Below are 22,403 nucleotides of genomic sequence, written 5' to 3'. Positions count from 1 at the left end.
TCTATCTATCGTCTTTCCTTTATATGACAACGTGACAGAATCGGATAGCGGAACCGTCACCAATAAGGGAAAACCATTTCTTACACGGCGCAAGGTTATCAGATCACGCGAAACCGCGGCGTGTCACGCGGGGATCGCGCGCACCGGCACAGCGGCCGCGCCGCTCGAGCCGGCGCCGTGGGCCGTGCCGCGAGCGGCGCGCCCGCGTGCCGGGAGATCGTCGCGGCCGGATTTCTCGGGCTTGCCGAAATGCCGGAATGCCTGGCTACCGGTTACGGCCTTCGGCCGGCACGGCGAGCGCCCTCTCGGCACGCCACTCCGGCACGTTTACGGCATCCGGCACGAAATATTGACGGTCGCGTCAATTTCGTCAACAACATCCCCCAGGGCGGCGCGACACAGGTGCGCGTCTGGGGAAACGTCGCCGGACAGGGCGCGGGCTACGCCGGCTACGCTCCGCACTTCATCGGCTACGGCCCGGACAACCGGGCCAACAACCACGGCTGGTCGTCGACGGCCGACGTCGGCCCGACCTCGAGGACCGACCGCCGCTGCACGTCGCAAACCGTCGCGACGAGCGTCACGCGGCCGTCGGGCTCGGACATCGCGATCGCGGTGCCCGAGTATTGCGAGGCGCGCGGCGGCGTCGTGCCGAGAAACGACCGCGTGCCGGGCGCGGCGACCGTCGTCGAGCCCGTCGACCACCGGAACGCGACGCATGCGGGAGAAACGCACGTGTGGCGCGAAACGGCCGATCAGCGCGACAACGACATGCTGATCGACTCGATCAAGCTGACGTTCACGCCCGCCTATCCGCAGTGACGCGCCGCGTCGCGGCGGCGCGCGAACGGGCGGCGCGTCACGCGTCGCCCGGCTGCGTTCTCGCGGGGTTCCAGCCGAGCGCGTCGTAGAGCCGGTAGCGCGCGATGCCGAGATATTCGTGCAGCGCGAGATCGGCGAGCGAGAAGTTGTAGGCGAGCGGCAGCGGGAACGACACCGCTTGCAGGTACTCGGCGCGCACGCCAATCGCGGCCACGCCGAAGTGCGCGAAATACAGCGCGCTGCGCCGCAAGTGGACGCCCGACGTCACGAGCAGCACGCGGTCCGCGCGATAGCCGGCCAGCACGGCGCGCGTGAATTGCGCGTTCTGCCACGTGTTCATGCTGCGCGGCTCGGCCAGCACGTCGGCGGCATCGATGCCGAGCCCGATCAGCGCGTCGCGATAGACGCTCGCCTCCGGCACGCCGTTGCCGCGCGCGTCGCCGCCGCTCACGACGACCTTGCAATCGGCGCCCGCGCGCGCCTTGCGGCAGCCGCGATAAAGGCTCGCCGCCTCGACCACCCGCGAATACGAAAACGTGCCGGGCTCGACCGCGCCCGTCGCGGCGATCTTCTCGGTGCCGAGGCCGAGCATCACGATCGCGTTGCGCTCGCCCCATTCGATCGCCGGGCGCGCCGCGTACGGCGCTTGCAGGTGGCGCAGCAACCACGCGGGCGCGGGGCCGCAGCCGATCGCGAAGAACGCGGCGACGGACGCGGCGAACAGCGCCCGGCTCGCACGGCGACGCTTCGCGAGCCGCAACAGCGCGGCGGCGACGGCGACGGCCGTCAGCAGCGCGAGCGTCATGCGACGGCCGCCGGGGCGAAGGCGGCAACGGGCGAGCGTGGCCACGGGCGCGGGCGGCGAGGCGCGGCGGGCCGGGCTGCCGGGCGAATCGTTGATCGGGAGAAGCGGGGCATGGCGGCGCTCGAGCGACGAAGAGGGTCACGATTATGCGACGGGCGAACCCACGAGGCCAGCGCCGCACGCGCCGCGCGCGCTCAAAACGACGGCAACCCCGGCGGATTCGTTTCCGACTCGTCGACCGCCTCCGACAGCAGCCCCCATCGCGCGAGCGCCTGCCGGTACTTGCCGCTGCGGATCAGATCGTTGGTCGCGAGCGTGAGCGCGTCGGCGAGGCCGCTGCCCTTGCGCGTCGCGATCGCGACGTCCGCCTTGACCGGCCAGCCCGCGTTCACGTTGCCGACGCAGCGGATCTTGCCGTCGCGCGCCGCCTGGTACGCGAGCGTCGCGTTCGGATTCAGCTCGGCGTCCGCGCGCCCGGACAGCAGCGCGACGCGCGACGCGCCGTCGTCGTCGAAGTACAGCACGTCGGCCGGCCGGAGCCCCCGCGCGACGTTGCGCCGGTTCCATTCGAGCAGGATGCGCTCCTGGCTCGTCCCCGATCCGGTGATGATCCGCAATCCCGCGACGTCCTTCGGCTCGGCGATCCGCGCGATCGGGCTCGCGGCCCTCACATAGAAGCCGTGCAGGCCGAGCCGGTAGGTCGTGAAATCGAACTTCTCCTTGCGCTTCTCGGTGACGCCGACGTTCGAAATCACCGCATCGTACTTGCCGGCGCTCAGCCCGAGCGGCCAGTCGGCCCACGCGACGGGCAGAAGCGCGAGCCGCCGGCCGAGCGCGTCGGCGATCAGTTGCGCGTAGTCCGGGTCCGCGCCGACGACCGTGCGCGCGTCGGTCGCAAATGTCGCGACGGGCGGCGCGTGCGGCGCGATCGCGACGGTGAACGCGCCGTCGGCGACCCAGCGGTAGCGTCGCGCCGCGTCGGCCGCCGCCGGATCGCGCGCCGTGCGCACGCGGCCCGCCTGGCGCGGATCGAGATCGACCGCGATGCCGGCCGCGCGCGCGCCGAACGGCGCCGCGGCGAAGGCGGCCGCGAGCGTCGCCGCGCCGCCGATGAACGTGCGTCGGTCGATCATCGCGCCCGCGCCTGCGATGCGTTCGGCTCAGCGCGGCACGACGCGCGCGCGCTCGGCCACGCGATGCGGCCGCGCTTGGCGACGTCGCCGCGACCGCGGCCGCCGACCTCGGCGCGACGCGGCCCCGCATTCTCGGCCGCCGCAGACCGCGCCGCGAGCCCGGTCGGCCGGCCGCCGCCCGCAACGCTGCCTTCAACGCCGCCCGCAACGCCATCGCCGCCGCGATCCGCATCGCCGCGCCGCGTCACGCGGCGTGGAGCACCGGCGTCGCTTCGCGCAACGCCGGCACGACGACGGCCTGCGCAATCGCCGTCGCTGCCGAGCCCCGCGCCCGCCCGCCGCCGCGCCGTCATCACAGCACCTTCGACAGGAACGCGCGCGTGCGCGGATGCGCCGGCGCGCCGAGTACCTGCGCGGGCGGCCCCGCTTCGATGATCCGGCCGCGCTCCATGAACAGGACCGTGTCCGCGACCTCGCGCGCGAAGCCGATCTCGTGCGTGACGATGACGAGCGTCGTCCCCGAGCGCGCGAGCTCCTTGATCACGTCGAGCACTTCGTTGACGAGCTCCGGATCGAGCGCGGACGTCGGCTCGTCGAACAGCAGCACCTTCGGCCGCAGCGCGAGCGCCCGCGCGATCGCGACGCGCTGCTGCTGGCCGCCCGACAGCCGGCGCGGATACGCGTCGGCCTTCGCCGCGAGGCCGACGCGCGCGAGCAGCTCGCGCGCGACGCGCTCGGCTTCGGCGCGCGTCGCGCGCCCCGACGCGACGGGCGCCTCGACGACGTTCTCGAGCACGGTGAGGTGCGGGAACAGATTGAAGTTCTGAAACACCATGCCGACGTCGACGCGCCGGCGCAGCACGTCCTTCTCCTTCAGCTGGTACAGCGTGTCGCCGTCGCGGCGATAGCCGATCAGCTCGCCGTCGATGTCGATGAAGCCGCCGTCGACGCGCTCCAGGTGGTTGATCGTGCGCAGCAGCGTCGATTTGCCGGAACCGGACTGGCCGAGGATCACGGTGACGCTGCCCGCCGGCGCGACGAACGACACGTCGTCGAGCACCTTGTGCTGGCCGAAGCTCTTCGATACGCGATGGACGGCGACCTCGCCGCCGCGCCGCCCGCTCGCCCATGCGCGCGCGGCGGCCGGCGAGCTTGCCTCGGCGCGTGCAGGCGATGCGGCGGGCGAAGCCCAGGCGTTCGGCGCGGCAAGCGTCAACGCGTCCGGGGCGTCCGGAACATTTGAAGCATTCGGCGCTTTCGTAGCCGGCCAAGCAGCGGACTCGGACGATCCCCCCCCGCCGAACGTAGCGGAAACTTCCGAAACGCCCGACGCGCCGAGCGCCGCCGCCCTCGCCCCGCCCGCCGATCCGGCCGACGCCTTTTCGCCGTGCGCGAATCCCGCGCCGAAAGCCGACGCGTCGCCGGCCGAGTGCGCGCCGTCCTCCGCGCCGCGCCGCGCCCATCTCGCCGATCTCGCCCATTTCGCCCATTTCGCCGATCTCGCGCCTCTCGCCGCGCCCGCGCCGTCCGCGCTGTCCGCGCTGTCCACACCGTCCGTTGCCGCTGCCGCCGCCGCCGCGTCCGCCGCGCGCCCGCGCCACCGCCGCCGCGCATCCGCCAGCCTCGCGACGAACGCCGCCAGCGGCGAGCGCCCCGGATTGCGCACGGCGCCGCGCGCATAGCGACGCTCGACCTGCACCTGCACGATCGACAACACGGTCAGGATGATCAGATACCAGACCGTCGCGACCATCAGCAGCGGAATCACGTCGAGGTTGCGCCGATAGATCACCTGCACCGTGTAGAAAAGCTCCGGCATCGCGAGCACGTACACCATCGACGTGCCCTTCGCGAGCGAGATCAGATCGTTGAACGCGACGGGCAGGAACGCGCGCATCGCCTGCGGCAGCACGATGCGCGTCGCCTGCCGCGCGCGCGGCAGGCCGAGCGCGGCGGCCGCCTCGAGCTGGCCCTGATCGACCGACAGGATGCCGCCGCGAATCCCCTCGGCCGCGAACGCCGCGTGATTGAGCGTCAGGCCGAGCACCGCCGCGCAAAACGGGCTGATCAGGTCGGTGGTCGCGACGTCCGCGAACGTGATTCCGGTGAACGGCACGCCGAACCGCACGTGGTCGTACAGATAGCCGAGATTGTTGAGGATCAGCAGCAGCACGATGAGCGGAATCGAGCGGAACAGCCAGATGAACGCCCACGCGCACGCGGCGAGAAGCGGCGAGCGCGACACGCGTGCGAGCGCGAGCGGCACGCCGAGCGCGAAGCCGAACAGCGCGCCGAGGGCGGTCAGCAGCAGCGTGCGCGCAAGCCCCGACAGCACCGGCTCGGACAGGAACCATTCGGCGAAAACCGGCCAGCCCCATTGCGGATTGCCGAGCACCGAATTCAGCATGAGCGCGATCAGCACGACGGCGAGCACGGTGCCCGCCGTGCGCGCGCGATAGCGGGCCGGCACGATCCGGAAACGCGGCGCGGCGCCGCGCGCCGCAGGGATGCCTGGCGTCGGCAGCGCGCCGCCGACGGCGTGAGTGATGTCGCTCATGGTCGTGGTTCCTTGCTGAATCGATGGCGTGCCGCGCGGATGCCCGGCGCGGCGCCGCGCGCACGCGGCGAGAAACGCGCGCGGCTCGCGGCGGCGCGCCGCACAGCCGCCGTCATGCGACTTCCGCCGCCGCGTGGCGGCTTTCCTTGCGCGGCAGGCCGAGGTGATCGCGCAGCGTGCTGCCGGCGAGCGTGCGCCGGTAGCGGCCGCGCGCCTCGAGCGCCGGAATCACGAGCTCGACGAAATCGTCGAGCCCCTGCGCCTGCACCGCGAAGCCGAGGATGAAGCCGTCGGCCGCGCCCGCGTCGATCCAGCGGATCAGCGCGTCGGCGACGTCTTGCGCCGCGCCGATGAACTGCGGACGCGGCGTCGCGACGGCAAGCGCCGTCTCGCGCAGCGTGAGCCCCTTCGCGCGCGCGTCGGCCTTGATGCGATCGGTCGTCGAGCGAAAGCTGTTGCGGCCGATGTCGCCGAGCGCCGGGAACGGCGCGTCGAGCGGGTACTGCGTGAAATCGTGATGGTCGAAGTAGCGGCCGAGGTACGCGAGCGCGTCGTCGATCGTCAGCAGATCGCGGATCGCGCGGTACTTGTCCTCCGCTTCGGCCGCCGTGCGCCCGACGATCGGCCCGATGCCGGGGAAGATCTTCACGTCGCCGGCACGGCGGCCGTGCGCGAGCGCGCTGTCCTTCACGCGCTGCGTGAACGCGCGCGTCTCGTCGAGCGACGGCGAATGCGTGAACACCGCGTCCGCGTACTTGCCCGCGAGCGCGATCCCCGCGTCCGACGAGCCCGCCTGAAAGATCACCGGCTGCCCCTGCGGCGAGCGCTGGATGTTCAGCGGCCCGGCGACCTGGAAGAACCGGCCCGCGTGATCGAGCGCGTGCAGCTTGTCCCGGTCGAAGAAGCGGCCGCTCGCGCGGTCGCGCACGAACGCGTCGTCGCCCCAGCTGTCCCACAGGCCCTGCGCGACGCTCAGGTATTCGTCGGCGATCTCGTAGCGCAGCTCGTGCTCCGGATGCTTCGTGCCGTAGTTCTTCGCGGTGCCTTCGAGCGGCGTCGTCACGACATTCCAGCCGGCGCGGCCGCCGCTCAGCAGATCGAGCGACGCGAACTGCCGCGCGACCGTGAACGGCTCGCTGTACGACGTCGACACGGTGCCCGCGAGGCCGATCTTCGACGTCGCGGCCGCGAGCGCGGACAAGAGCGAGATCGGCTCGAAGCGGTTCAGGAAATGCGGGATCGACTTCTCGTTGATGTAGAGGCCGTCGGCCACGAACGCGAACGCGATGCCGTTCGCCTCCGCCTTGCGCGCGACGCGCAGCATGAAATCGAGATTGACGCTCGCGTCGGGCGGATTGCTCGGATGCCGCCACGCGTTCATGTGGCTGCCGGCGCCTTGCAGCATGATGCCGAAGGGAATCGAGGACTGGGTCATGGCGAGGATCGGTGTCGTTGGAATCGCACAAAGGCGCGCAGCCGCGGCGCGCCGCTCGAATGCTCAGGTCCGCGCGGACTGGCGGTCGCGCGCGAGCAGCTCGACGGACGCGAGCCGCGCCGGATAGTGCGTGACCGGCGAATCGACGACGAACTCGCCGACGCCGTAGCGGCGCGCGAGCGCGTCGAGCTCGCGGTGCACGTCGTGCGGCGCGCCCGCGATCACGTGCGGACGCAGCTCGTCGATCCGGTAATCGGTCGCGCCGCTCTGGCGCGCGAACTCGGCCGCCGCCTGCGCGCTGCCGAGATTGACGCTCTGGCCGCCCGCGAGCTTCAGCTTGAAGATCCGCAGCGCGCCGATGAGCCGCTCCGCCTCGCCCTTCGTCGGCGCCGCGACCGCGTACAGCGCGAGGAGCGGCGCGCGCCCGCTCGCGCTGCGGTACGCGTCGAGCGAACGCTCGACGTTGGCCTCGTCGCCGTTGAAGTGCCCGGCGTAGCAGAACTGCCAGCCGAGCCGCGCGGCGAGCGCGGCGCTCTCGGGCGAGCCGCCGAGCAGCACGCGCTCGGGCGCCACGGGCGGCACCGGCAGCGCGACCGCGCCGGCCAGCGGATGATCCTCGGCGACGCCCCAGCGCAGGAACGCGTCGAGCTCGGCGAGCTGATCGGCGAACGCGGGCTTGTGCGGCTTGTCGTGCAGCGACTGCAGCGCGCGCGTCGTCAGCGGCAGGCCGCCCGGCGCCTTGCCGACGCCGAGATCGACGCGCCCCGGCGCGAGCGACGCGAGCAGCTTGAACGTCTCGGCAACCTTGAACGGGCTGTAGTGCTGAAGCATCACGCCGCCGGAGCCGACGCGAATGCGCGACGTGTGCGCGAGCACGTGCGACACGACGATCTCGGGCGCGGAGCTCGCGAGCCCCGGCGCGCCGTGGTGCTCGGCGATCCAGATGCGCCGATAGCCGAGCGCCTCGGCGCGCTGCGCGAGCGCGACCGTGAAACGCAGCGCGTCGGCCGCCGTCGCGCCTTCGGCGATCGGGCTCTTGTCCAGCAGCGATAACGAATAAGACATGGCGGGTGCGAATGCTGGCTATGGAAAATGAATCGGGAAAACGGACGATGCGGTGACGCGATGCAAGCGTCCGGCTCTGCGGCCCGGCGCGCCCGCGCGATCGGACGGCTTCGCCGAACGGTTTCGCATGGACGGCTGCGCCGGATTTCGCATGGACGGCTGCGCCGAACCGCCTTGCCGGACGGCTTCACCGCGCGACTTCGTCAATCAACGCCACGGCGCGACACGATGAAGCGGCTTCGCGTGGCGGAGGCCGTTCTGTTCGCGTCGCGCCGGCGTCGCGCGTGTCGCTGGCGTCGCGCGTGTTCGTCGAGCTTCGCGAATGGCCGTCGCGCAGGCATCGCGCATCACGTCTTCGGCAAGCCCGGCGGATTCGTCCGAGACGCGTCGATCGCCTCGGAACCGAGACTCCAGCGGTCGAGCACGCGGCGGTACGCGCCGTTCCTGATGAAATCGTTGATCGCGATCGTGAACGGCTCGGCGAGGCCGCTGCCCCTGCGCGTCGTGACCGCGATGTCCGCCGTGCGCGGCCAGCCGCCGCTCACGGCGCCGACGAGCTTCGTCCGGTGCTGCTGCGCGGCCTGGTACGCGAGCACCGAGTTCACGCTGAAGATCGCGTCCGCGCGGCCCGCCTGCAGCGCGACGTTCTTCACCGCGTGATCGTCGTAATACTGGACCGTGACGGGCTTGAGCCCGTGCGCGACGTTCTCGCGATCCCATTCGAGCAGGATCTTTTCCTGGTTGGTGCCGGCGTCGGTGATCACGCGCAGGCCCGCGACGTCCTTCGGCTCCTTGATCGACGCGATCTTGCTGTCGGACTTCACGTAGAAGCCGACCTGATCCTTGCGATACGTCGAGAAATCGAACTTCGCCTTGCGCTCCTCGGTCACGGTCACGTTCGACAGCACCGCGTCGACGCGGCCCGATTCGAGCGCGAGCGGCCAGTCGGCCCACGCGAGCGCGACGATCTTCAGCTTGCGGCCGAGGCTGTCGGCGAGCAGTTGCGCGAGATCGGCGTCGAAGCCGACGACGGTGCGCGCATCGGTCGCGTACGAACTGATGGGCGGCTGGCTCGGCGCGATGCCGATGGTCAGCGCGTCGGGCTCGGCGAACTTGAACGCTGCGGGCAGCGCGCGGATCACGGTCTCGTCGCGCGCGCCGCGCACGCGGCCCGGCTGCCCGGGGCTCAAATCGAACGTGACGGCGAACGCCGCCGCGCTCGCGCCGATCAGCACGGCGGCGGCCACCGCGCGCGCGGCGGATCGGACGAATGGCTTCGTGTATTGCAATGTCATCGACGATTCCTGTTGGTGGCGAATGTGGTGTCGTTTTCGATGCGACATGCCGGCGTGAGCCGCGGGCCGCGCATCGCGTCATTCGACCGGCGCGGCCGGCACGGGCGCGCGCAGGTCGCCGAGCGTGTCGGCGCGGCGCGGCTCGATCAGATCCTTGCCGAACGGCAGATGCACGTAGATCTCGGGGTCGACGTCGCGATCGAACAGCGCCGCGTACCCGGCGTCGAGATACAGCGCCCATGCCTCCGGCTGCCGGAAGCCCGTCGTCAGATAGACGCGCCGATAGCCTTGCCGCGCCGCGCGCAGCTCGAGTTCGCGAACCACGCGCCGCGCGAGCCCCTGGCGCCGCAGATCGGCGCGCGTCCAGATCCGCTTGAGCTCCGCCGTCTGCGCGTCGTAGCGCTTGAAGGCGCCGCCGCCGATCGTCTCGCCGTCGCGGATCAGCAGGATGAACGCGCCTTCGGGCGGCGCGAACAGCTCGGCCGGATAGCGCGCGAGCTCCGCTTCCGCGGACGCGAGGCTGTCGGGCCGATACGCGCGGTAGCGCGCCGCGTATTCGTCGATCAGCGCGTCGATCAGTGGCTTCGCGCGCGCGTCGTGCGGCGCGGTGTCGATAATGCTGTCGGTCATGGCGAGATCGTCGGAGGCGAACGGTCGCGCGCGGCCGGCGCCGCCGGCATGACGGCTCGCCGCCTTCGGCGCGCCCGTTCGTTCTGCGGAACAAGGGCAGCGGCGTGTTCGTCGCGTTCGGACGCGCACCCGTGTCGCCCGGCGCGCGCTCGTCGCGATGTCATCCCGCTGCCATGTCCGTCACCTTAGCGTTTCGACTCGCAAAGGCTAACCAAGCAATTTCGATATCGATATCGGCGGTGGCGTAGCAAGGATTTCGGGGAAGCGGACAGCGCCGGCGCGAGCCCGTGCGACGTGGCGCGCGGCGGGCGAAACCGGGCCGGCGTCGAAGAAAGCGCCATTGGAAAGACGCATGGCGCGTGGCCGACGCGCGCGGCGCGCCATGATCCGGCGATGCGACCGGCCGGGCACGGCAGCGATGCCGGCCACCGACCATCCGGCGCGTCAGCGTTGCGGCGCGAACGGCGCGAAGAGCGCTTCGCCGCGCACGGACGAACGCCGTCCGCTCGCGGCGCCGGAAAAATCCGGCGCGCTCACGCCCGCCCTTCGATCCGCTCCGATGTCGCGTGCGCCGCGCGGCGCACGCGTCACCGACGCCCTGCGTCGGCGTGCGCGGCGGCCCCCGCAGCAACGTCGACGGCGGCGGTCCGGCCCGGCAGCGCGGATCGCGCTCTGTCCGGCCCCAGAAAGAACGAATCGGCGTTCCACCAGTCGACGCCGAGTTCCCTCGCCTTATCGACGGAGCAGACCAGCAGCCGGATGCGGATCGTCAGAAGCTCGACGTCGACCAGATTGATGCGGATGTCTCCGGTAATGACGACGCCCTTGTCGAGCACGCGCTCGAGCAGATCGGCCACGGTCGTACTGGAAACGCTGTGCGGCGGCGAAGCGGTGCGTGGCTGGCTCATTGGATGGGCTCTCAAAAAAGACGGCCGAGCGGGCCGAGATCGAGATTCAGATCGGCATCGGTGAAGCCGAACTGCCCGGCGAGCCGCTCGATCTCCTCGGCCTGCCGCATCAGCGCGAGCCCCAACCGCTCGATTTCGTCATCGTTCAGGCTGCCGGCCTCGATTCGCCGCAACGCCTGCCGTTCGAGCAGTTCGTGCAAGAGCTTCATCAGCGCCAGAACGAGCTTCGCGAGGCCGTTGCCCGCGGAAGCGGCCGCGACGTCGACGCGTTGCGTCGCGCGTGGCGGCGGCGCCTGTTGCTGAGCCAGCGCTTGTTCCAGCGCGGCGGCGAGTGCGGCGGCGTTCGATACCGCAGCCGCGTGCGGCGCATTCATCGGCATTCCTCTTCGCGTGACATCGCGCGGCCGGCCAACGCGGTTTCCACCGAAGTCAGAAGGAGGCGCAGATGCAAATAGAGCAGATCGACGTCGGCTACCGACACGACCACCTGCGCGGAAATCACCGCGCCCTTGTTGAGAATCCGGTCCAGCGACTCGCACAGCGACAGCCGCTGCGCGAGCTCGGCCGGCACGGGTTCGCCGTCCGCGCTGCGCACGGCATGAAACGGCGGCGAGCAAGGCGATGTCACGGCGTTTCCAGGCTGTCCAGGCGATCGAGCAACGCCCGCTCGCGCGACTCGAATTCGGCCTCGTCGATCTGGCCGGATTCGAGTTCGCGATAGAGCTCGACGAGCGCCGCCTTGGTCGTCTCGATGTCGGCGATCGTCTCGTCCTCGGCGGCCTGCGCGATCTCCTCGAAAATCCAGAACATGCCCTTGATCGGCGCGGCGAGCAGGTTATCGAGAATGAACATGGCACCCTTCACAGACTCATGTTGAGATTGACGAAATGGTGAGGCGGGCACGGTCCGCTGTATTTCAGCGTCAGCGAATCGTCGAGAACGCGCGACGCGGCGGCCACGCCCGACTCGAACCGGCCGAGCTCGGCGTTTCGCACGAGGCAGGTCAAGCGCAGGATTTCCGTCTCGTGCCGCAGCGGATCGCGCCGGATCTCCTTGCAGCACGCGTCGAGCGCCTCGTCCACGCGTGCCGCATGGCGCGCCCGCTCTTCGTTCAGCACGCGCTCGAAGCGGCTGCCCAACTCGATCTTGTCGTCGCGCGTGGCCGCGCCGCCGAGCGCCAGCATGGCGTCGCGCGCGGCCTTCAGATCGGGGCGAACGTCGATCAGATGGCGAAAGAGATCCGGCACGTCCCAGTTCAGGCGCACGCTCATTTCCACGTGGCCCACGAGCCGCGCGAGTTCGCGGGCGAGCGCCGTCCGGTGCTTCTTGAGCATCCTGCGCAGCGCGACTTCGCTCGTCGCGATCGTGCCGAACGCCACCGGCAGCACGGTGCCGGCGGCCGCGAGGCTCTGGATCACCGTGTGATGAGCGAGCAAGTGGCGCCGCTCGGGACGGACCTTCGCGAGCCCCGTATCGCTGACGATCACCGCGACATCGCCGTCGGTCAGTGCATGGACGGCCGTTCCGCCGATCCCGGGCGGAAGGCTCGGCGGCACGTCCCGCGCATGCTGGACGCCGTACAGATAGCGGGCGCCGCTATGGCTGGTCATGCTGCACCTCGCGCGAGGCCGGCTTGCGCATGGCGGGCTGCGCGCCGTGAGGCACGATCACGGAGGCTTCCTGGAGACGGACGGACTCGACGCAGCCTTCGACGATGTCCACCATCAGCAGCGAATGGCAAACCCAGCAACGCAGCGCGCCGTGGTATCGGGCGTAGGAATCGTCGTCGACCTCAATCTGGTGCCCGCAGGAAATGCAGTTGATATGCATGATGTCCCTCTCAATATCGGATCTGGAACGATCCGCGGATGTCGCCCGTCTGAGGCGCTTCGTTTTCGATCGCCGCATGCAGCCTGGCCTTTTCCCGGTCCAGATCGGCGATCCGGCCATCGACGGCGGCGATGCGCCGCAGCGCGGCTTGCCGCTCGATGTTCCGCCGGCTTTTCTCCATTTCGATGCACGAAATCCTCATGTACATGCTGTGCACCGGCATCGGCGTCATGCCGGGCGTATGTCGAGCACGAATGTCGTGCACCCCTTTTCTCGGAATCGGCATGATTCATCTCCGCGCTTTCGTGCGCCGGCCTGCTTGACGGGTGGCCTGCGGGACGGGCTCCAGGTCCACCCCGAGGATGTCCCTGCAGGCCCATAGGTAGCCGGCGTTCTCGCGCGTCGCCTCGCCGCCGCAATACGCGAGCGCACGTGCGAGCGCGATGGCCGCCCGGAGGCTGGGATGGTGGCCGCTCTCGTCGGCGTCGCGCAGCCGGCGGGTGAGATCGACGATGCGCTCCGCGTCCGCGCGCGCGATTTCGGAGCGGGCCCGGACGATCTCGACCTCCGTCTCGCGGTCGTAGTGCCCCACCTGGATCGTGATCAGCCGGCCCATCAACGCGTTCTGCGTCTTGTGCACGCCCACATACTCTTCCGGATTCGACGTGAAGATCGCGCGAAAGCCCGGATGCACCGTCAGATAACCGGCGCCCGTCATGCGATTGGGCAAGTTCAGGATGCCTTCCGACAATACCGGCAGCAGCGCGTTGTTCGCTTCCGGCCGGGATCGGTTGAATTCGTCGTAAATGAGCGTGAGGCCGTGCTGGCAAGCCGTCGTCAGGCGATTGTCGATCCAGGTCGTGGTCATTTCCTCCTCGGTCTTGACCACCGAATGGATGAAGTTGTCAACCACCCGCGAGCGGCGGTATCCGGCGCCGCGGCCAACGAGGTCGGCACTGCCGAGTTCGTCGTCGCCGTGCATCAGCACGACTTGCCGACCGAGCTGAGCGGCGATGTGGAACGCGAGCGTGGTCTTGCCGGTGCCCGACGGCCCCGCGAGATGCACTCCGTAGCCCGCGCCGAGATACGTCAGCGCACGTTCGGTGAGATTGCGAACGGCGGGCGTCTGCACGAACTCGGCACTCGCTTCCAATCGCACCCTGTCTCGAGTGCCGCCATCGCCATTCGCGCCGCGCGCCGCTGCAACCAGTTCCGGCGGTGGGGCGAGATCGGTCATGATTCCCTCCAGTTATCGGAAAGCATCGGCAGGCGCAGCGGTCGGCCAAGCGCATCGTATCGGCGGGCCGCCGCGCCCGGTCGCAAACGGCCCTAGCCTCGCCAGGCGCGGTGGGCTCCCCTCAGATCGGCGTCGAACGAGCGTCGGAGATCACGCACGCGCTCGACCAGGTCCGTCACGAATGCAGTTCGGGCGTCGCGCGCTTGGCTGAACATGCCGGCATTGGCCAGATGCAGTTGCCGCAGCAGTTGGGCGACTTCCGTTCGCAGGTCCTCGCGCGAATCCGCCAGCTTCTGCAGCAGTCTCTGCCGCTCCCTGTGGCCCGCCGTGACTTCCTGATGCAGGCGGGCCATGTCTTGCGTCAAGCTGTTCATGGCTGTTCCTTTCGAGGCCGACCGCTTTACCGCGGCCGGAAACCAAGTTGCCCGCCATGCGGCGGCAACGTCGGTCACGCTGCTGGCGCTGCGGCAGTCGCGGTCAGACCGATTGCTTCGGCATACTTGAGATAGGTTTCGACCGATGCAATGACGACGCGGGCTTCGATCGAAAGCAGCTCGATGCCGACGAGCGACACCTTCGCCCACACGTCGATGACGATGCCCTTGTCGAGAATGCGATCGACAACTTCGGCCAGGCTCGACGAGTCAGTCGATTTCTGCACTTTGGCCATGATGGCCTCCTTGCGATGCGTTGATAGGAAAAGACCTTTGCGCTGCAGGAGCAGGCTACGCCCTCAAAGCAACCCCCATGCCGGAGCGTGCCGCTTCGCGCGCGAATGTCGTCGCGCGAGCCTTCGCCGGGCGCGCGGCGCCAATGGCCGACAGCCTGGAATCGCGATGCAGGAAAAATCGCCGCCAAATCCGCCGTTCGAGACAATGCGCCGGCATCGCGATTTTTCATTTTTGTATTTCGATCAATATCGAAATCGATTGAAGCGCCGTTTGCGCAAACGCGCATATCCGGCATATGGAAGCGGCGTCGCGGTATGGAAAGCGTTCCATGGAATGCTATCCATACCGCCCTCGAAGCGAGACCCACGCGCCGCGCAAATGCTGCCGCAGACGGCCGGCTTATTTCCTATGATGACAATTGCAGCATGGGTTGGACGCCATGCAAAGAAACGGAAAATCGCAAAGGGGAGCGGCCATGTCCGACAGCAGCCGCACATTGATTTATATCCCGATTCTCCATACCGGCATCGACATGGGGCAAGCCGCACCGCTTCTCGCCGACGCCGCGCAAACCACACTCGGCGCGAACGCGTGGCGACGCCGCGCACTCGATATCGAGCACATGTGGGACGGCATCGAAGCGGCCATTCCTCGGCTCGGCCTCGATCTGAAATCCCTGCACATCTATCAGGACGGCTTGCCGGTATGCGGCCACGAGCTCGAGATCGTCGACGACCTCGCGAAGGCCGGCAGCCGCAATCATCGCTTGCTGCAGACGCTGAGTCGCGAAGGCGCGACGATCGTCGGCACCGAAGCGCCGGAATTGCTGGTGGAGGAATACGAGCTCGCATGGCGGCTGCTCAACGCCGCTTCCGCGGACGGGCAGCGAACCGACGTCGAGAACCGGCTCGCGTCCGACATGCTGCAGCGACGCGACCGGTTCATCGCGCATCGAATCGACGAGACGCTGCCGGCGGGCGGCACCGGCATGCTGTTCGTCGGCGCGCTGCACCGCGTGGCCCCCCTGCTGCCGCCCGATCTGGCTGTGAGCTATCCGCTCGGCAGCCCGGCGATCTGACGCGACGAACGTCATGAACTCGGTTCCAAGTGCGCTGCCGGCGCGCGTGCTGATCGTCAACGAGCCGATTTTCGGCTCGCGGCTGACGCAGCTGCTGCGCGGCGCGGGCCTCGACGCCGTGTCCGCGCAAACCGGCTACGCGGCGCTCCGAACCCTGGAGCAACAGCGCTCCGATGCGGTGGTGCTCGACGACCGCCTGCTGGACATGAGCGGGCTCGACCTGCTGCACGCGATCCGGCGGCAGACGCCGCAGATGCCGGCGGTGGTGCTCACCGACCAGCCGGACGTGCAGGGCGCGATCGGCGCAATGCGCGAGGGCGTCCAGGACTGCGTGTCGAAGTCGGTCGACGACGACGTCCTGATGAGCGCGATCCGAACGGCGCTCACGAACGGCGGCGGCCGGAGCAGCGAGCCTTCGGTGGCCGCCAGCCTGTGCGAGAGCATGGGGCCGAGCGAAGCCGTCGCCCGCCTGATCGCACGGATCGGGCTCGTGGCGAAAAGCACGTTTTCAGTGCTGATCCTCGGCGAAAGCGGCGCGGGCAAGGAACTGGTTGCACGCGCGATCCACCGCGGCAGCGGACGGCGCGCGGCGCCGTTCGTCGCGATCGACTGCGGCGCGATACCGGAGCAGCTGCTCGAATCGGAACTCTACGGCTACGAAAAAGGCGCGTTCACCGGCGCGGCCATCGCCAAGCCCGGCAAGTTCTCGGCGGCGAACCGCGGCACGCTGTTTCTCGACGAGATCGCCAACCTGCCGCTCGCGTCGCAAGCGAAGCTGCTGCGCGTGATCCAGGAGCGCACGCTGTATCGTGTGGGCGGCAACACGCCGTTGCCGCTGGACGTGCGCATCGTCGCCGCCGCCAACGAAGACGTCGAGCAAAAGGCGCTCGAAGGCGGCTTCCGCAGCGACCTCTTCTTCAGGCTGTCCGAATTCGTGATTCACGTCCCGCCGCTGCGCGAACGGCGCGACGACATCCTCTACCTCGCGCAGCACTTCGCCGCGCAAACCTGCGCGGAACTGGACAAGCCCGCCGTCACGTTCGCCGACGCCACCTGCGAGCTCTTGCTGAATCACCCGTGGCCGGGCAACGTCCGGCAGTTGCGCAACTCGATCCGGCAAGCCGTTCTCGTCGCCGGCGATGTCGTGCAGCCGGCTCACCTCAATATCGCATCGTCCGGCAAGCACGCGGCGCCGCTGACGGAATTCGGCTGGGAAGGACTGTCCCTGAAGGAGGTGGTACGACGCAATATCGCCGACATCGAGCGGCGGGTCATCGAACAGGTGTTGCAGGCGACGCACGGCAACAAGGCCCAAGCGGCACGAGTCTTGCAAGTCGACTACAAGACCATCCATTCGAAGGTCAAGGAATACCGCATCGAATTCCGAGGAGTCGACGATGAAGACCAAGCGTGACGGAGCGAAAGAATCGGCCAGTGGCTTCGAAGGCATCATGTCGGGCATCGTGAACCTGGTGGAGAAGCTCAACGAACTGGCCCAGACCGGCAATGAACTTCAGTTGCTGAAGGAGCGCGCGACCGATGCGGGCATCCGCGGTGTCTACGGCATCAACATCAAGGTCGGCTTGGGACAGGACAAGGACCGAGTCTCGGTCGAGCCGTTCGGCAACATCCGCAAGGACAAATCCGGCCACGCGGTGGTGCAGGAAGTCATCGAGCCGATCGTGGACGTGTTCGAGGAGAGCGACCATACGCTCGTGGTGGCCGAGATGCCGGGCGTGAGCCTGGAAGACGTGAGACTCGATGTCCAGGACGACGTGCTCACGATCGTCGCCGAGCACCGCCCCAAAAAATACATCAAGGAAGTGCAGTTGCCGCGCCCGTACACGCGCGACCAGATGCAGTTCGGGTGCAACAACGGGATTCTCGAAATCCGGTGCACGGACTGAGGCGACCATGGACAAAGCGGAACAGACCGGGCTCGAGCTCCGCGTGACGGAGGGCAACGCCCGCGACGTCGGGCGCGCGCTCGCGCGCATGGGGCCGGAGGACCTCATCCTGCTGGACGCGGCCGTGGGCGACCTGGTCGAGGTGCGCGGCAAGCGCGCCACCGTATGCAAGGCGATGCTCGCGCACAAGGAGCTGCGCGCCCAGTCGCGCGTGCAGTTGGACGGCGTCGTGCGCGGCAACGCGGGCGCCGCCATCGACGAGACCGTCACGCTGAAAAAGGTGGCCGCGCGTGCGGCGAACCTGGTGCAGCTGACCCCCATCAACGCCGCCCCCGCGCCGGGCGATCTCGACTACATCGCGGGCCTGCTCGACGGCCTGCCGGTGATCGAGGGCGACCGCATCCGCGCGACGCTGTTCGGCAGCCGCAACGCGGATTTCAAGGTGACGAGCTGCACGCCGCGCGGACCGGTGCTGATCGGCCCGAACACCGAGCTGTCGATCGGGCGGCCCGCGAAAGGCGAACCCGCGGTGGTCGCCCCGTCGCTGTCGTACGAGGATGTCGGCGGCCTCAAGCCGCAATTGATGCGCATCCGCGAAATGATCGAGCTGCCGCTGCGCTATCCCGAAGTCTTCGAGCGGCTCGGCGTCGACGCGCCCAAAGGGGTGTTGCTGTACGGCCCGCCGGGCTGCGGCAAGACGCTGATCGCACGGGCCATCGCGCACGAATGCGACGCCGCCTTCTTCTCGGTGTCGGGCCCCGAAGTCATCCACAAGTTCTACGGCGAATCGGAGGCGCACCTGCGCAAGATCTTCGAGGAAGCCGCGCGCAAGGCGCCCGCCATCGTTTTTCTGGACGAAATCGACGCGATCGCGCCCAAGCGCGAAACGGTCGTCGGCGAGGTGGAAAAGCGCGTGGTCGCGCAGCTGCTGGCGTTGATGGACGGGCTGAACGGCCGCCAGCAAGTCATCGTGATCGCCGCCACCAATCTGCCGAACGCGCTCGATCCGGCGTTGCGCCGGCCGGGCCGTTTCGATCGCGAGATCGCGATTCCGATTCCCGATCGCAACGGCCGTCTCGAAGTGCTCGAAATCCACAGTCGCGGCATGCCGCTCGCGGCCGACGTCGACCTGGATCGTCTCGCCGACATCACGCACGGTTTCGTCGGCGCGGATCTCGAGGCGCTGTGCAAGGAGGCGGCCATGCTTTGCCTGCGCCGGCTCATGTCGACACTCGATCTCGGCCTGCGCACGATTTCCTACGAGCAGCTCGATCGCCTCGTCGTGAACATGGACGATTTCCTGTCCGCGCTGGCCGAGATCGACCCGTCGGCGATTCGCGAAGTCTTCGTCGAGGTTCCCAACGTGCGCTGGGAGGACGTCGGCGGCCTCGGCAACGCGAAGGCGCAGTTGATCGAGGCGCTGGAGTGGCCGCTCAGGTATCCGGAGCTGCTGACTCGCGCGGGCGCCAAGCCCTCCAAGGGCATCTTGCTCGTCGGCCCGCCCGGTTGCGGCAAGACCTGGCTCGCGAAAGCCGCGGCCAACGAGTGCGGCGTCAATTTCATTCCGGTCAAAGGGCCGGAGTTGATGTCGAAATACATCGGCGAATCGGAAAAAGGCGTGCGCGACGTGTTCCGCAAAGCGCGGCACGCGGCGCCCTGCTTGCTGTTTTTCGACGAAATCGATGCGCTCGCGCCCCGACGCGGCGAAGGCGCCAGCGGCGCGCACGTGCCGGAGCGCCTGTTGTCGCAGTTTCTGGCCGAATTCGACGGCATCGAGGAGCTCAAAGGCGTGATGGTGCTCGCCGCCACGAACCGCATCGATATGCTCGATCCGGCCGTGCTGCGGCCCGGCCGCTTCGACGAGATCGTCGAGATCGCGCTGCCCGACCCGGCCGCGCGCCGCGAGATTTTCGACGTGCACCTGCGCCGCAAGCCGCTCGCCGCCGACGTGACCGGCGACTGGCTGGCGGAGGCGAGCAGCGGGTTCTCCGCGGCCGAGATCGCGTCGGTATGCCGCCGCGCGGCGCTGTCGGCGGTGCGGCGCGCGCTCGCCGCGGACATCCGCGATCCGGCGCGGCTGCACCTGAGCGCCGCGGACCTGGACGATGCGATCCAGGAAGCAAGCCAGCGGCGCAAGCAAACGCAATGAACGCCGCCCTTTATCTGTTTTGCTTCGCGCGCGCCGAGCGCCTCGCCCCGGCATGGGCGACGAGGCCGCCTGGCGAGCCGCGGCTGCAACTGCTGCGCGACGGGGATCTGGCCGCGGTGCTCTGCGACGCGTCGCGCAGCGAGTTTGCCGGAGCCGACGCCGAGCGGCGGCTGACGGACCCGGCCTGGATCGCCGGCCGCGTGGCCATTCATGCCGCGGTGATCGAGTGGACGATGCGATATTCGCCGGTCTTTCCGGCCCAGTTCGGCGCGCTGTTTTCCAGTGCCGACCGGGTCATCGCATCGATGCAAAGCGCTCACGCGCACATCAGCCGCGTTCTCGATCTCGTCGACGGCAAGACGGAGTGGGCGGTCAAAGGCTGGCTCGATCGGCGAGCGGCCACCGACTCGCAAGCCGCGCTGCTTCGCGCCGAAGAACCCGAATGGGCCGCCCGCGCGACGGGCACCCATTATCTGCGCGAGCGGCAGCTTCAGGCCCGGGCCGGGCACAATCTGCGCGGCTGGCTCGAGCAAAGCGTGCCGCCCGTCTCGGCGCGATTGCAGCGCCACGCGGTGCAGATGTGCAGCCGGCCGTCGCGGGCCTCGGATTCACCGAACGAAATCGTCGCGAACTGGGCGTTCCTCGTGCGAAACCGCGATGTCCAGGCATTCCGTCGGCAAGCGAAAGCCGTCGACGCCGAGTTCGCCGCACGGGGATTGCATTTCGACTTTTCCGGGCCCTGGCCGCCGTACAGCTTTTGCGCCCCGCTCGCCGAAGAGACGACATGGTCTGGCTGACCTACGCCGTGCTGACGCAAAAGGGTTCCTTCGCGCTGCCGTCAGGCGTGGACGGCGCACGGCTCGAAATCGTGGACGGCGCGCACCTGCGCACCGTCGTCTCGGAGCACGCTCGGGCGCCATCCGCGACGATACCGGCGGCGCTCGCGTTCGGCGAGACCGTGGCGACGCTCTTCCGGCACGGCGCCGTCGTGCCGATGCGCTTTCCCACTTGCCTCGACGACAAGCGAGCCGTGCGCGAGTGGCTCGACGACGAAAGCGATACGTATCGCGATCTACTGCAGCGAATCGACGGCTGCGTCGAAATGGGGCTGAGATTTCGGCCTCCCGACGAGCGGCACGCGCGGCCGCACCCGCAAGCAGGCGGCCCCGGCCACGCCTATCTTGCCGCTCGCGCGGCGCCCAATTCCGTCGCGCTGTCGCACGGGGAACGCATCGCGGCGGCGCTTCGCGACCTGTACCGCGACTGGCGGTTCGACGGACAGGTGGAAGGCTTCGCGAGCCTGTGCTTTCTCGTTAGGCAAGCGACGCTCGACGATTTCGTCGAGCGATGCCGGCAAACGGCGCGCCGCACCGCCTTGCCGCTCTATGTGTCCGGCCCATGGCCGCCGTACAGCTTCGCCGCGGGTGAGCGGGCGTCGGCAGCGGAGCCGCCGCGCGCGTTCGGACCGACGAGTCGCCCGTCGACCGCCGCATCGAGATCCGAAAACGGCGCGGGTCGAGAAAGGGACGGCCGCGCGCCTTGAAAGCCTCGAGCGGATTGCCGAACGGCCCGCCCTGACGCGCGCGGCGAGACGCGGGACGCAGCATGCGATTCGCCGCCGTGCGCCGTGCAATTCGCGATTCGCGTCTCTTCACGTTGCCCATCGCGGGCAGTCACGCGCCAGCGCCCGACGTAAGGCGTAAGAGGCGCAGGGCGCAGGGCACCGCAGCGTGTCGCGATGCGTGGCGCGCCGTCGCGACGTCAGCCGCATCGAATCCTCCGCAACACGTTCGCGTCGCCACGCTCGCCCGGGCGCACGCACCCGCACGATCACGCCGACGCGTCGTCTTGCGCTAGCTGAAACAGGCAATCGCCGCGCCGCACCTGCGCGGGCACGCGCTTGCAGACGACTTCGCCGTCGCTCGCGAAGCACTGCGTGACGGGCTCGCGCAGCGGCGTATCGGGAAAATGGATCAGCGCGGCGGGCTGCCCCGCGTGCACGCGCGCGCCGAGCTCGACGAGCGGCTCGTAGAGCCCCCTGTCGTACGCATAGACATAATGATGCGCGCCGCCCACCCGCATGAAGCGTGTCGTCGCGGGCGGATTGTCCGGCACGAGCGGGCCGCGCAGCGCGCCGACGAAACCGAGAAAATGCAGCAGCCCGCGACGCGCGTCGCGGATCAACGCCGGGTCGGCCATGCCGCCGCCGCCCAGTTCGGTCAGGATCGAGATCGCGCCCTGCCGGCGCGCGGCCGACGACGCATGCACCGGATTCGGCGCGTGCAGGAACGCGCGCGGCAGGCCGAACGCGGCGAGCAACTCGCGTACGCGCGCGCGCTCCGCCGCGTCGCGCGGCTCGAGCGCGAGCATGTTGCCGCCTCGATAGAGCAGCGAGCTGCCGCCCGAATGCAGATCGATCAAATACTGCGCGCGCGGCAGCAGCGTGTGCTCGATGTAGTCGGCGATCACGGCGGTCGGCGCGCCGGCGGGGTCGCCGGGGAAGCTGCGGTTCAGGTTGCCGCCGTCGATCGGCGACACGCGCGCGCCGGCGTCCGCCGCCGGAAAGTTCGCCATCGGCAGGAAGATCAACTGCCCGGCGACATGCGCCGCATCGATCTCCCGCACGATGCGCGACACGACGATCTGCCCTTCGTACTCGTCGCCGTGATTGCCGGCCATCACGAGCACGACGGGGCCGCTGCCGTTGCGGATCGACACGACCGGAATCGGAATCCATCCGTACGCCGAACGATGGACCGAGTGCGGCAGGCGCAGATAGCCGGCATGCTTGCCGTTCGCGTCGAGATCGACTTCGCTGCGGATGGGATTTCGAAAGCGGGAGGTGTCGGTCATGGTCGGCATCGGCCTGCGGCGGCCTGGG

26 protein-coding genes are annotated in these 22,403 nt (G+C 69.1%); 8 read left to right on the top strand and 18 right to left on the bottom strand.

Annotated elements, in window-relative coordinates; genetic code table 11:
- Window positions 1–402 precede the first annotated feature (402 nt).
- Complete coding sequence (locus tag WT60_RS35330; RefSeq protein ID WP_236860914.1) at window positions 403–822, top strand: hypothetical protein; 420 nt, start codon at window positions 403–405, stop codon at window positions 820–822.
- 37 nt (window positions 823–859) lie between these two features.
- On the opposite strand, the gene WT60_RS23980 is transcribed toward WT60_RS35330, so the two are convergent.
- From WT60_RS23980 to gvpA, 17 genes are all read right to left on the bottom strand, one after another.
- On the bottom strand, window positions 860–1,627 hold the full coding sequence (locus WT60_RS23980; protein ID WP_060356727.1) for a YdcF family protein: 768 nt from the start codon (window positions 1,625–1,627) through the stop codon (window positions 860–862).
- 194 nt (window positions 1,628–1,821) lie between these two features.
- The gene (locus WT60_RS23975; protein ID WP_038743882.1) at window positions 1,822–2,760 is read right to left on the bottom strand and encodes an ABC transporter substrate-binding protein; all 939 of its coding nucleotides are present in this window, start codon (window positions 2,758–2,760) and stop codon (window positions 1,822–1,824) included.
- A gap of 352 nt (window positions 2,761–3,112) precedes the next feature.
- A complete protein-coding gene (locus tag WT60_RS35610) occupies window positions 3,113–5,317 on the bottom strand; it encodes an amino acid ABC transporter permease/ATP-binding protein (RefSeq protein ID WP_269467182.1) in 2,205 nt (734 codons plus the stop codon).
- Window positions 5,318–5,429: 112 nt separating this feature from the next.
- Window positions 5,430–6,752 carry an LLM class flavin-dependent oxidoreductase gene (locus WT60_RS23955; protein ID WP_038743631.1) on the bottom strand — a complete coding sequence of 441 codons (1,323 nt, stop codon included), beginning with the start codon at window positions 6,750–6,752 and terminating at the stop codon, window positions 5,430–5,432.
- A gap of 63 nt (window positions 6,753–6,815) precedes the next feature.
- Window positions 6,816–7,817 (bottom strand): LLM class flavin-dependent oxidoreductase, encoded by a 1,002-nt coding sequence (locus tag WT60_RS23950; protein ID WP_059670459.1) that lies wholly within the window; start codon window positions 7,815–7,817, stop codon window positions 6,816–6,818.
- A gap of 347 nt (window positions 7,818–8,164) precedes the next feature.
- Window positions 8,165–9,112, bottom strand: coding sequence for an ABC transporter substrate-binding protein (locus WT60_RS23945; protein ID WP_052144977.1), 948 nt, complete (start codon window positions 9,110–9,112; stop codon window positions 8,165–8,167).
- 78 nt (window positions 9,113–9,190) lie between these two features.
- The gene (locus WT60_RS23940; protein WP_038743627.1) at window positions 9,191–9,742 is read right to left on the bottom strand and encodes a GNAT family N-acetyltransferase; all 552 of its coding nucleotides are present in this window, start codon (window positions 9,740–9,742) and stop codon (window positions 9,191–9,193) included.
- A 587-nt stretch (window positions 9,743–10,329) separates the two neighbouring features.
- Window positions 10,330–10,650: a gas vesicle protein gene (locus tag WT60_RS23930; protein ID WP_038743625.1), complete on the bottom strand. Its 321-nt coding sequence runs from the start codon at window positions 10,648–10,650 to the stop codon at window positions 10,330–10,332.
- An 11-nt stretch (window positions 10,651–10,661) separates the two neighbouring features.
- A complete protein-coding gene (locus WT60_RS23925) occupies window positions 10,662–11,024 on the bottom strand; it encodes a gas vesicle protein K (protein ID WP_038743874.1) in 363 nt (120 codons plus the stop codon).
- Window positions 11,021–11,278, bottom strand: coding sequence for a gas vesicle protein (locus WT60_RS23920; RefSeq protein ID WP_226377278.1), 258 nt, complete (start codon window positions 11,276–11,278; stop codon window positions 11,021–11,023). The genes WT60_RS23925 and WT60_RS23920 overlap by 4 nt, the downstream gene beginning before the upstream one ends.
- A complete protein-coding gene (locus tag WT60_RS23915; protein WP_038743621.1) occupies window positions 11,275–11,502 on the bottom strand; it encodes a gas vesicle protein GvpG in 228 nt (75 codons plus the stop codon). Before WT60_RS23915 ends, WT60_RS23920 begins: the two co-directional genes overlap by 4 nt.
- 8 nt (window positions 11,503–11,510) lie before the next feature.
- Window positions 11,511–12,260: a GvpL/GvpF family gas vesicle protein gene (locus WT60_RS23910; protein ID WP_038743619.1), complete on the bottom strand. Its 750-nt coding sequence runs from the start codon at window positions 12,258–12,260 to the stop codon at window positions 11,511–11,513.
- A complete protein-coding gene (locus WT60_RS23905) occupies window positions 12,247–12,480 on the bottom strand; it encodes a hypothetical protein (protein WP_038743616.1) in 234 nt (77 codons plus the stop codon). The genes WT60_RS23910 and WT60_RS23905 overlap by 14 nt, the downstream gene beginning before the upstream one ends.
- 10 nt (window positions 12,481–12,490) lie before the next feature.
- Window positions 12,491–12,712, bottom strand: a complete 222-nt coding sequence (locus tag WT60_RS23900) for a hypothetical protein (RefSeq protein ID WP_231752735.1) — start codon at window positions 12,710–12,712, stop codon at window positions 12,491–12,493.
- A gap of 57 nt (window positions 12,713–12,769) precedes the next feature.
- On the bottom strand, window positions 12,770–13,717 hold the full coding sequence (gene gvpN / locus WT60_RS23895) for a gas vesicle protein GvpN (protein ID WP_226377277.1): 948 nt from the start codon (window positions 13,715–13,717) through the stop codon (window positions 12,770–12,772).
- A gap of 92 nt (window positions 13,718–13,809) precedes the next feature.
- Window positions 13,810–14,091, bottom strand: coding sequence for a hypothetical protein (locus WT60_RS23890; RefSeq protein WP_038743608.1), 282 nt, complete (start codon window positions 14,089–14,091; stop codon window positions 13,810–13,812).
- Between the two features lie 74 nt (window positions 14,092–14,165).
- Window positions 14,166–14,387: a gas vesicle structural protein GvpA gene (gene gvpA, locus WT60_RS23885; RefSeq protein ID WP_010109838.1), complete on the bottom strand. Its 222-nt coding sequence runs from the start codon at window positions 14,385–14,387 to the stop codon at window positions 14,166–14,168.
- A 77-nt stretch (window positions 14,388–14,464) separates the two neighbouring features.
- Here gvpA and WT60_RS33930 point away from each other — a divergent pair, with 77 nt between their 5' ends.
- The 7 genes from WT60_RS33930 to WT60_RS23855 all read left to right on the top strand — a co-directional run bounded on the left by WT60_RS33930 (window position 14,465) and on the right by WT60_RS23855 (window position 21,065).
- Window positions 14,465–14,650 (top strand): hypothetical protein, encoded by a 186-nt coding sequence (locus tag WT60_RS33930; RefSeq protein ID WP_145986863.1) that lies wholly within the window; start codon window positions 14,465–14,467, stop codon window positions 14,648–14,650.
- A gap of 213 nt (window positions 14,651–14,863) precedes the next feature.
- A complete protein-coding gene (locus tag WT60_RS23880; protein WP_038743605.1) occupies window positions 14,864–15,466 on the top strand; it encodes a hypothetical protein in 603 nt (200 codons plus the stop codon).
- 13 nt (window positions 15,467–15,479) lie between these two features.
- Window positions 15,480–16,880 carry a sigma-54 dependent transcriptional regulator gene (locus WT60_RS23875; protein WP_038743603.1) on the top strand — a complete coding sequence of 467 codons (1,401 nt, stop codon included), beginning with the start codon at window positions 15,480–15,482 and terminating at the stop codon, window positions 16,878–16,880.
- Window positions 16,864–17,373 carry an Hsp20/alpha crystallin family protein gene (locus WT60_RS23870; protein WP_038743601.1) on the top strand — a complete coding sequence of 170 codons (510 nt, stop codon included), beginning with the start codon at window positions 16,864–16,866 and terminating at the stop codon, window positions 17,371–17,373. Before WT60_RS23875 ends, WT60_RS23870 begins: the two co-directional genes overlap by 17 nt.
- A gap of 7 nt (window positions 17,374–17,380) precedes the next feature.
- The gene (locus WT60_RS23865) at window positions 17,381–19,522 is read left to right on the top strand and encodes a CDC48 family AAA ATPase (RefSeq protein WP_038743599.1); all 2,142 of its coding nucleotides are present in this window, start codon (window positions 17,381–17,383) and stop codon (window positions 19,520–19,522) included.
- Window positions 19,519–20,319 carry a GvpL/GvpF family gas vesicle protein gene (locus WT60_RS23860; protein WP_059576215.1) on the top strand — a complete coding sequence of 267 codons (801 nt, stop codon included), beginning with the start codon at window positions 19,519–19,521 and terminating at the stop codon, window positions 20,317–20,319. The genes WT60_RS23865 and WT60_RS23860 overlap by 4 nt, the downstream gene beginning before the upstream one ends.
- Entirely contained in the window at window positions 20,307–21,065 is a 759-nt protein-coding gene (locus tag WT60_RS23855) for a GvpL/GvpF family gas vesicle protein (protein ID WP_060356726.1), read from the top strand. Before WT60_RS23860 ends, WT60_RS23855 begins: the two co-directional genes overlap by 13 nt.
- A 287-nt stretch (window positions 21,066–21,352) precedes the next feature.
- Here the strand turns inward: WT60_RS23855 and WT60_RS23850 are convergent, their stop codons facing one another.
- The gene (locus WT60_RS23850) at window positions 21,353–22,375 is read right to left on the bottom strand and encodes a succinylglutamate desuccinylase/aspartoacylase family protein (protein WP_038743872.1); all 1,023 of its coding nucleotides are present in this window, start codon (window positions 22,373–22,375) and stop codon (window positions 21,353–21,355) included.
- Window positions 22,376–22,403: the final 28 nt, after the last annotated feature.

The organism is Burkholderia sp. MSMB617WGS (genome assembly GCF_001532025.2).
Classification (GTDB): domain Bacteria; phylum Pseudomonadota; class Gammaproteobacteria; order Burkholderiales; family Burkholderiaceae; genus Burkholderia; species Burkholderia savannae.
This window is presented reverse-complemented; position numbering and strand designations above follow the sequence as displayed.

Bases quoted from the DNA above. Each gene is read 5' to 3' on its own strand.
- WT60_RS23915 (WP_038743621.1), bottom strand. From the start codon at position 11,502: ATGTTCATTCTCGATAACCTGCTCGCCGCGCCGATCAAGGGCATGTTC.
- WT60_RS23980 (WP_060356727.1), bottom strand. From the start codon at position 1,627: ATGACGCTCGCGCTGCTGACGGCCGTCGCCGTCGCCGCCGCGCTGTTG.
- WT60_RS23880 (WP_038743605.1), top strand. From the start codon at position 14,864: ATGTCCGACAGCAGCCGCACATTGATTTATATCCCGATTCTCCATACC.
- WT60_RS23890 (WP_038743608.1), bottom strand. From the start codon at position 14,091: ATGAACAGCTTGACGCAAGACATGGCCCGCCTGCATCAGGAAGTCACG.
- WT60_RS23955 (WP_038743631.1), bottom strand. From the start codon at position 6,752: ATGACCCAGTCCTCGATTCCCTTCGGCATCATGCTGCAAGGCGCCGGC.
- WT60_RS23870 (WP_038743601.1), top strand. From the start codon at position 16,864: ATGAAGACCAAGCGTGACGGAGCGAAAGAATCGGCCAGTGGCTTCGAA.
- WT60_RS23865 (WP_038743599.1), top strand. From the start codon at position 17,381: ATGGACAAAGCGGAACAGACCGGGCTCGAGCTCCGCGTGACGGAGGGC.
- WT60_RS23975 (WP_038743882.1), bottom strand. From the start codon at position 2,760: ATGATCGACCGACGCACGTTCATCGGCGGCGCGGCGACGCTCGCGGCC.
- WT60_RS23900 (WP_231752735.1), bottom strand. From the start codon at position 12,712: ATGACGCCGATGCCGGTGCACAGCATGTACATGAGGATTTCGTGCATC.
- WT60_RS23925 (WP_038743874.1), bottom strand. From the start codon at position 11,024: ATGAATGCGCCGCACGCGGCTGCGGTATCGAACGCCGCCGCACTCGCC.
- gvpA (WP_010109838.1), bottom strand. From the start codon at position 14,387: ATGGCCAAAGTGCAGAAATCGACTGACTCGTCGAGCCTGGCCGAAGTT.
- WT60_RS35610 (WP_269467182.1), bottom strand. From the start codon at position 5,317: ATGAGCGACATCACTCACGCCGTCGGCGGCGCGCTGCCGACGCCAGGC.
- WT60_RS23875 (WP_038743603.1), top strand. From the start codon at position 15,480: ATGAACTCGGTTCCAAGTGCGCTGCCGGCGCGCGTGCTGATCGTCAAC.
- WT60_RS23930 (WP_038743625.1), bottom strand. From the start codon at position 10,650: ATGAGCCAGCCACGCACCGCTTCGCCGCCGCACAGCGTTTCCAGTACG.
- WT60_RS33930 (WP_145986863.1), top strand. From the start codon at position 14,465: ATGCCGGAGCGTGCCGCTTCGCGCGCGAATGTCGTCGCGCGAGCCTTC.
- WT60_RS23905 (WP_038743616.1), bottom strand. From the start codon at position 12,480: ATGCATATCAACTGCATTTCCTGCGGGCACCAGATTGAGGTCGACGAC.
- WT60_RS23945 (WP_052144977.1), bottom strand. From the start codon at position 9,112: ATGACATTGCAATACACGAAGCCATTCGTCCGATCCGCCGCGCGCGCG.
- WT60_RS23860 (WP_059576215.1), top strand. From the start codon at position 19,519: ATGAACGCCGCCCTTTATCTGTTTTGCTTCGCGCGCGCCGAGCGCCTC.
- WT60_RS23855 (WP_060356726.1), top strand. From the start codon at position 20,307: ATGGTCTGGCTGACCTACGCCGTGCTGACGCAAAAGGGTTCCTTCGCG.
- WT60_RS23950 (WP_059670459.1), bottom strand. From the start codon at position 7,817: ATGTCTTATTCGTTATCGCTGCTGGACAAGAGCCCGATCGCCGAAGGC.
- WT60_RS23940 (WP_038743627.1), bottom strand. From the start codon at position 9,742: ATGACCGACAGCATTATCGACACCGCGCCGCACGACGCGCGCGCGAAG.
- WT60_RS23850 (WP_038743872.1), bottom strand. From the start codon at position 22,375: ATGACCGACACCTCCCGCTTTCGAAATCCCATCCGCAGCGAAGTCGAT.
- gvpN (WP_226377277.1), bottom strand. From the start codon at position 13,717: ATGACCGATCTCGCCCCACCGCCGGAACTGGTTGCAGCGGCGCGCGGC.
- WT60_RS23910 (WP_038743619.1), bottom strand. From the start codon at position 12,260: ATGACCAGCCATAGCGGCGCCCGCTATCTGTACGGCGTCCAGCATGCG.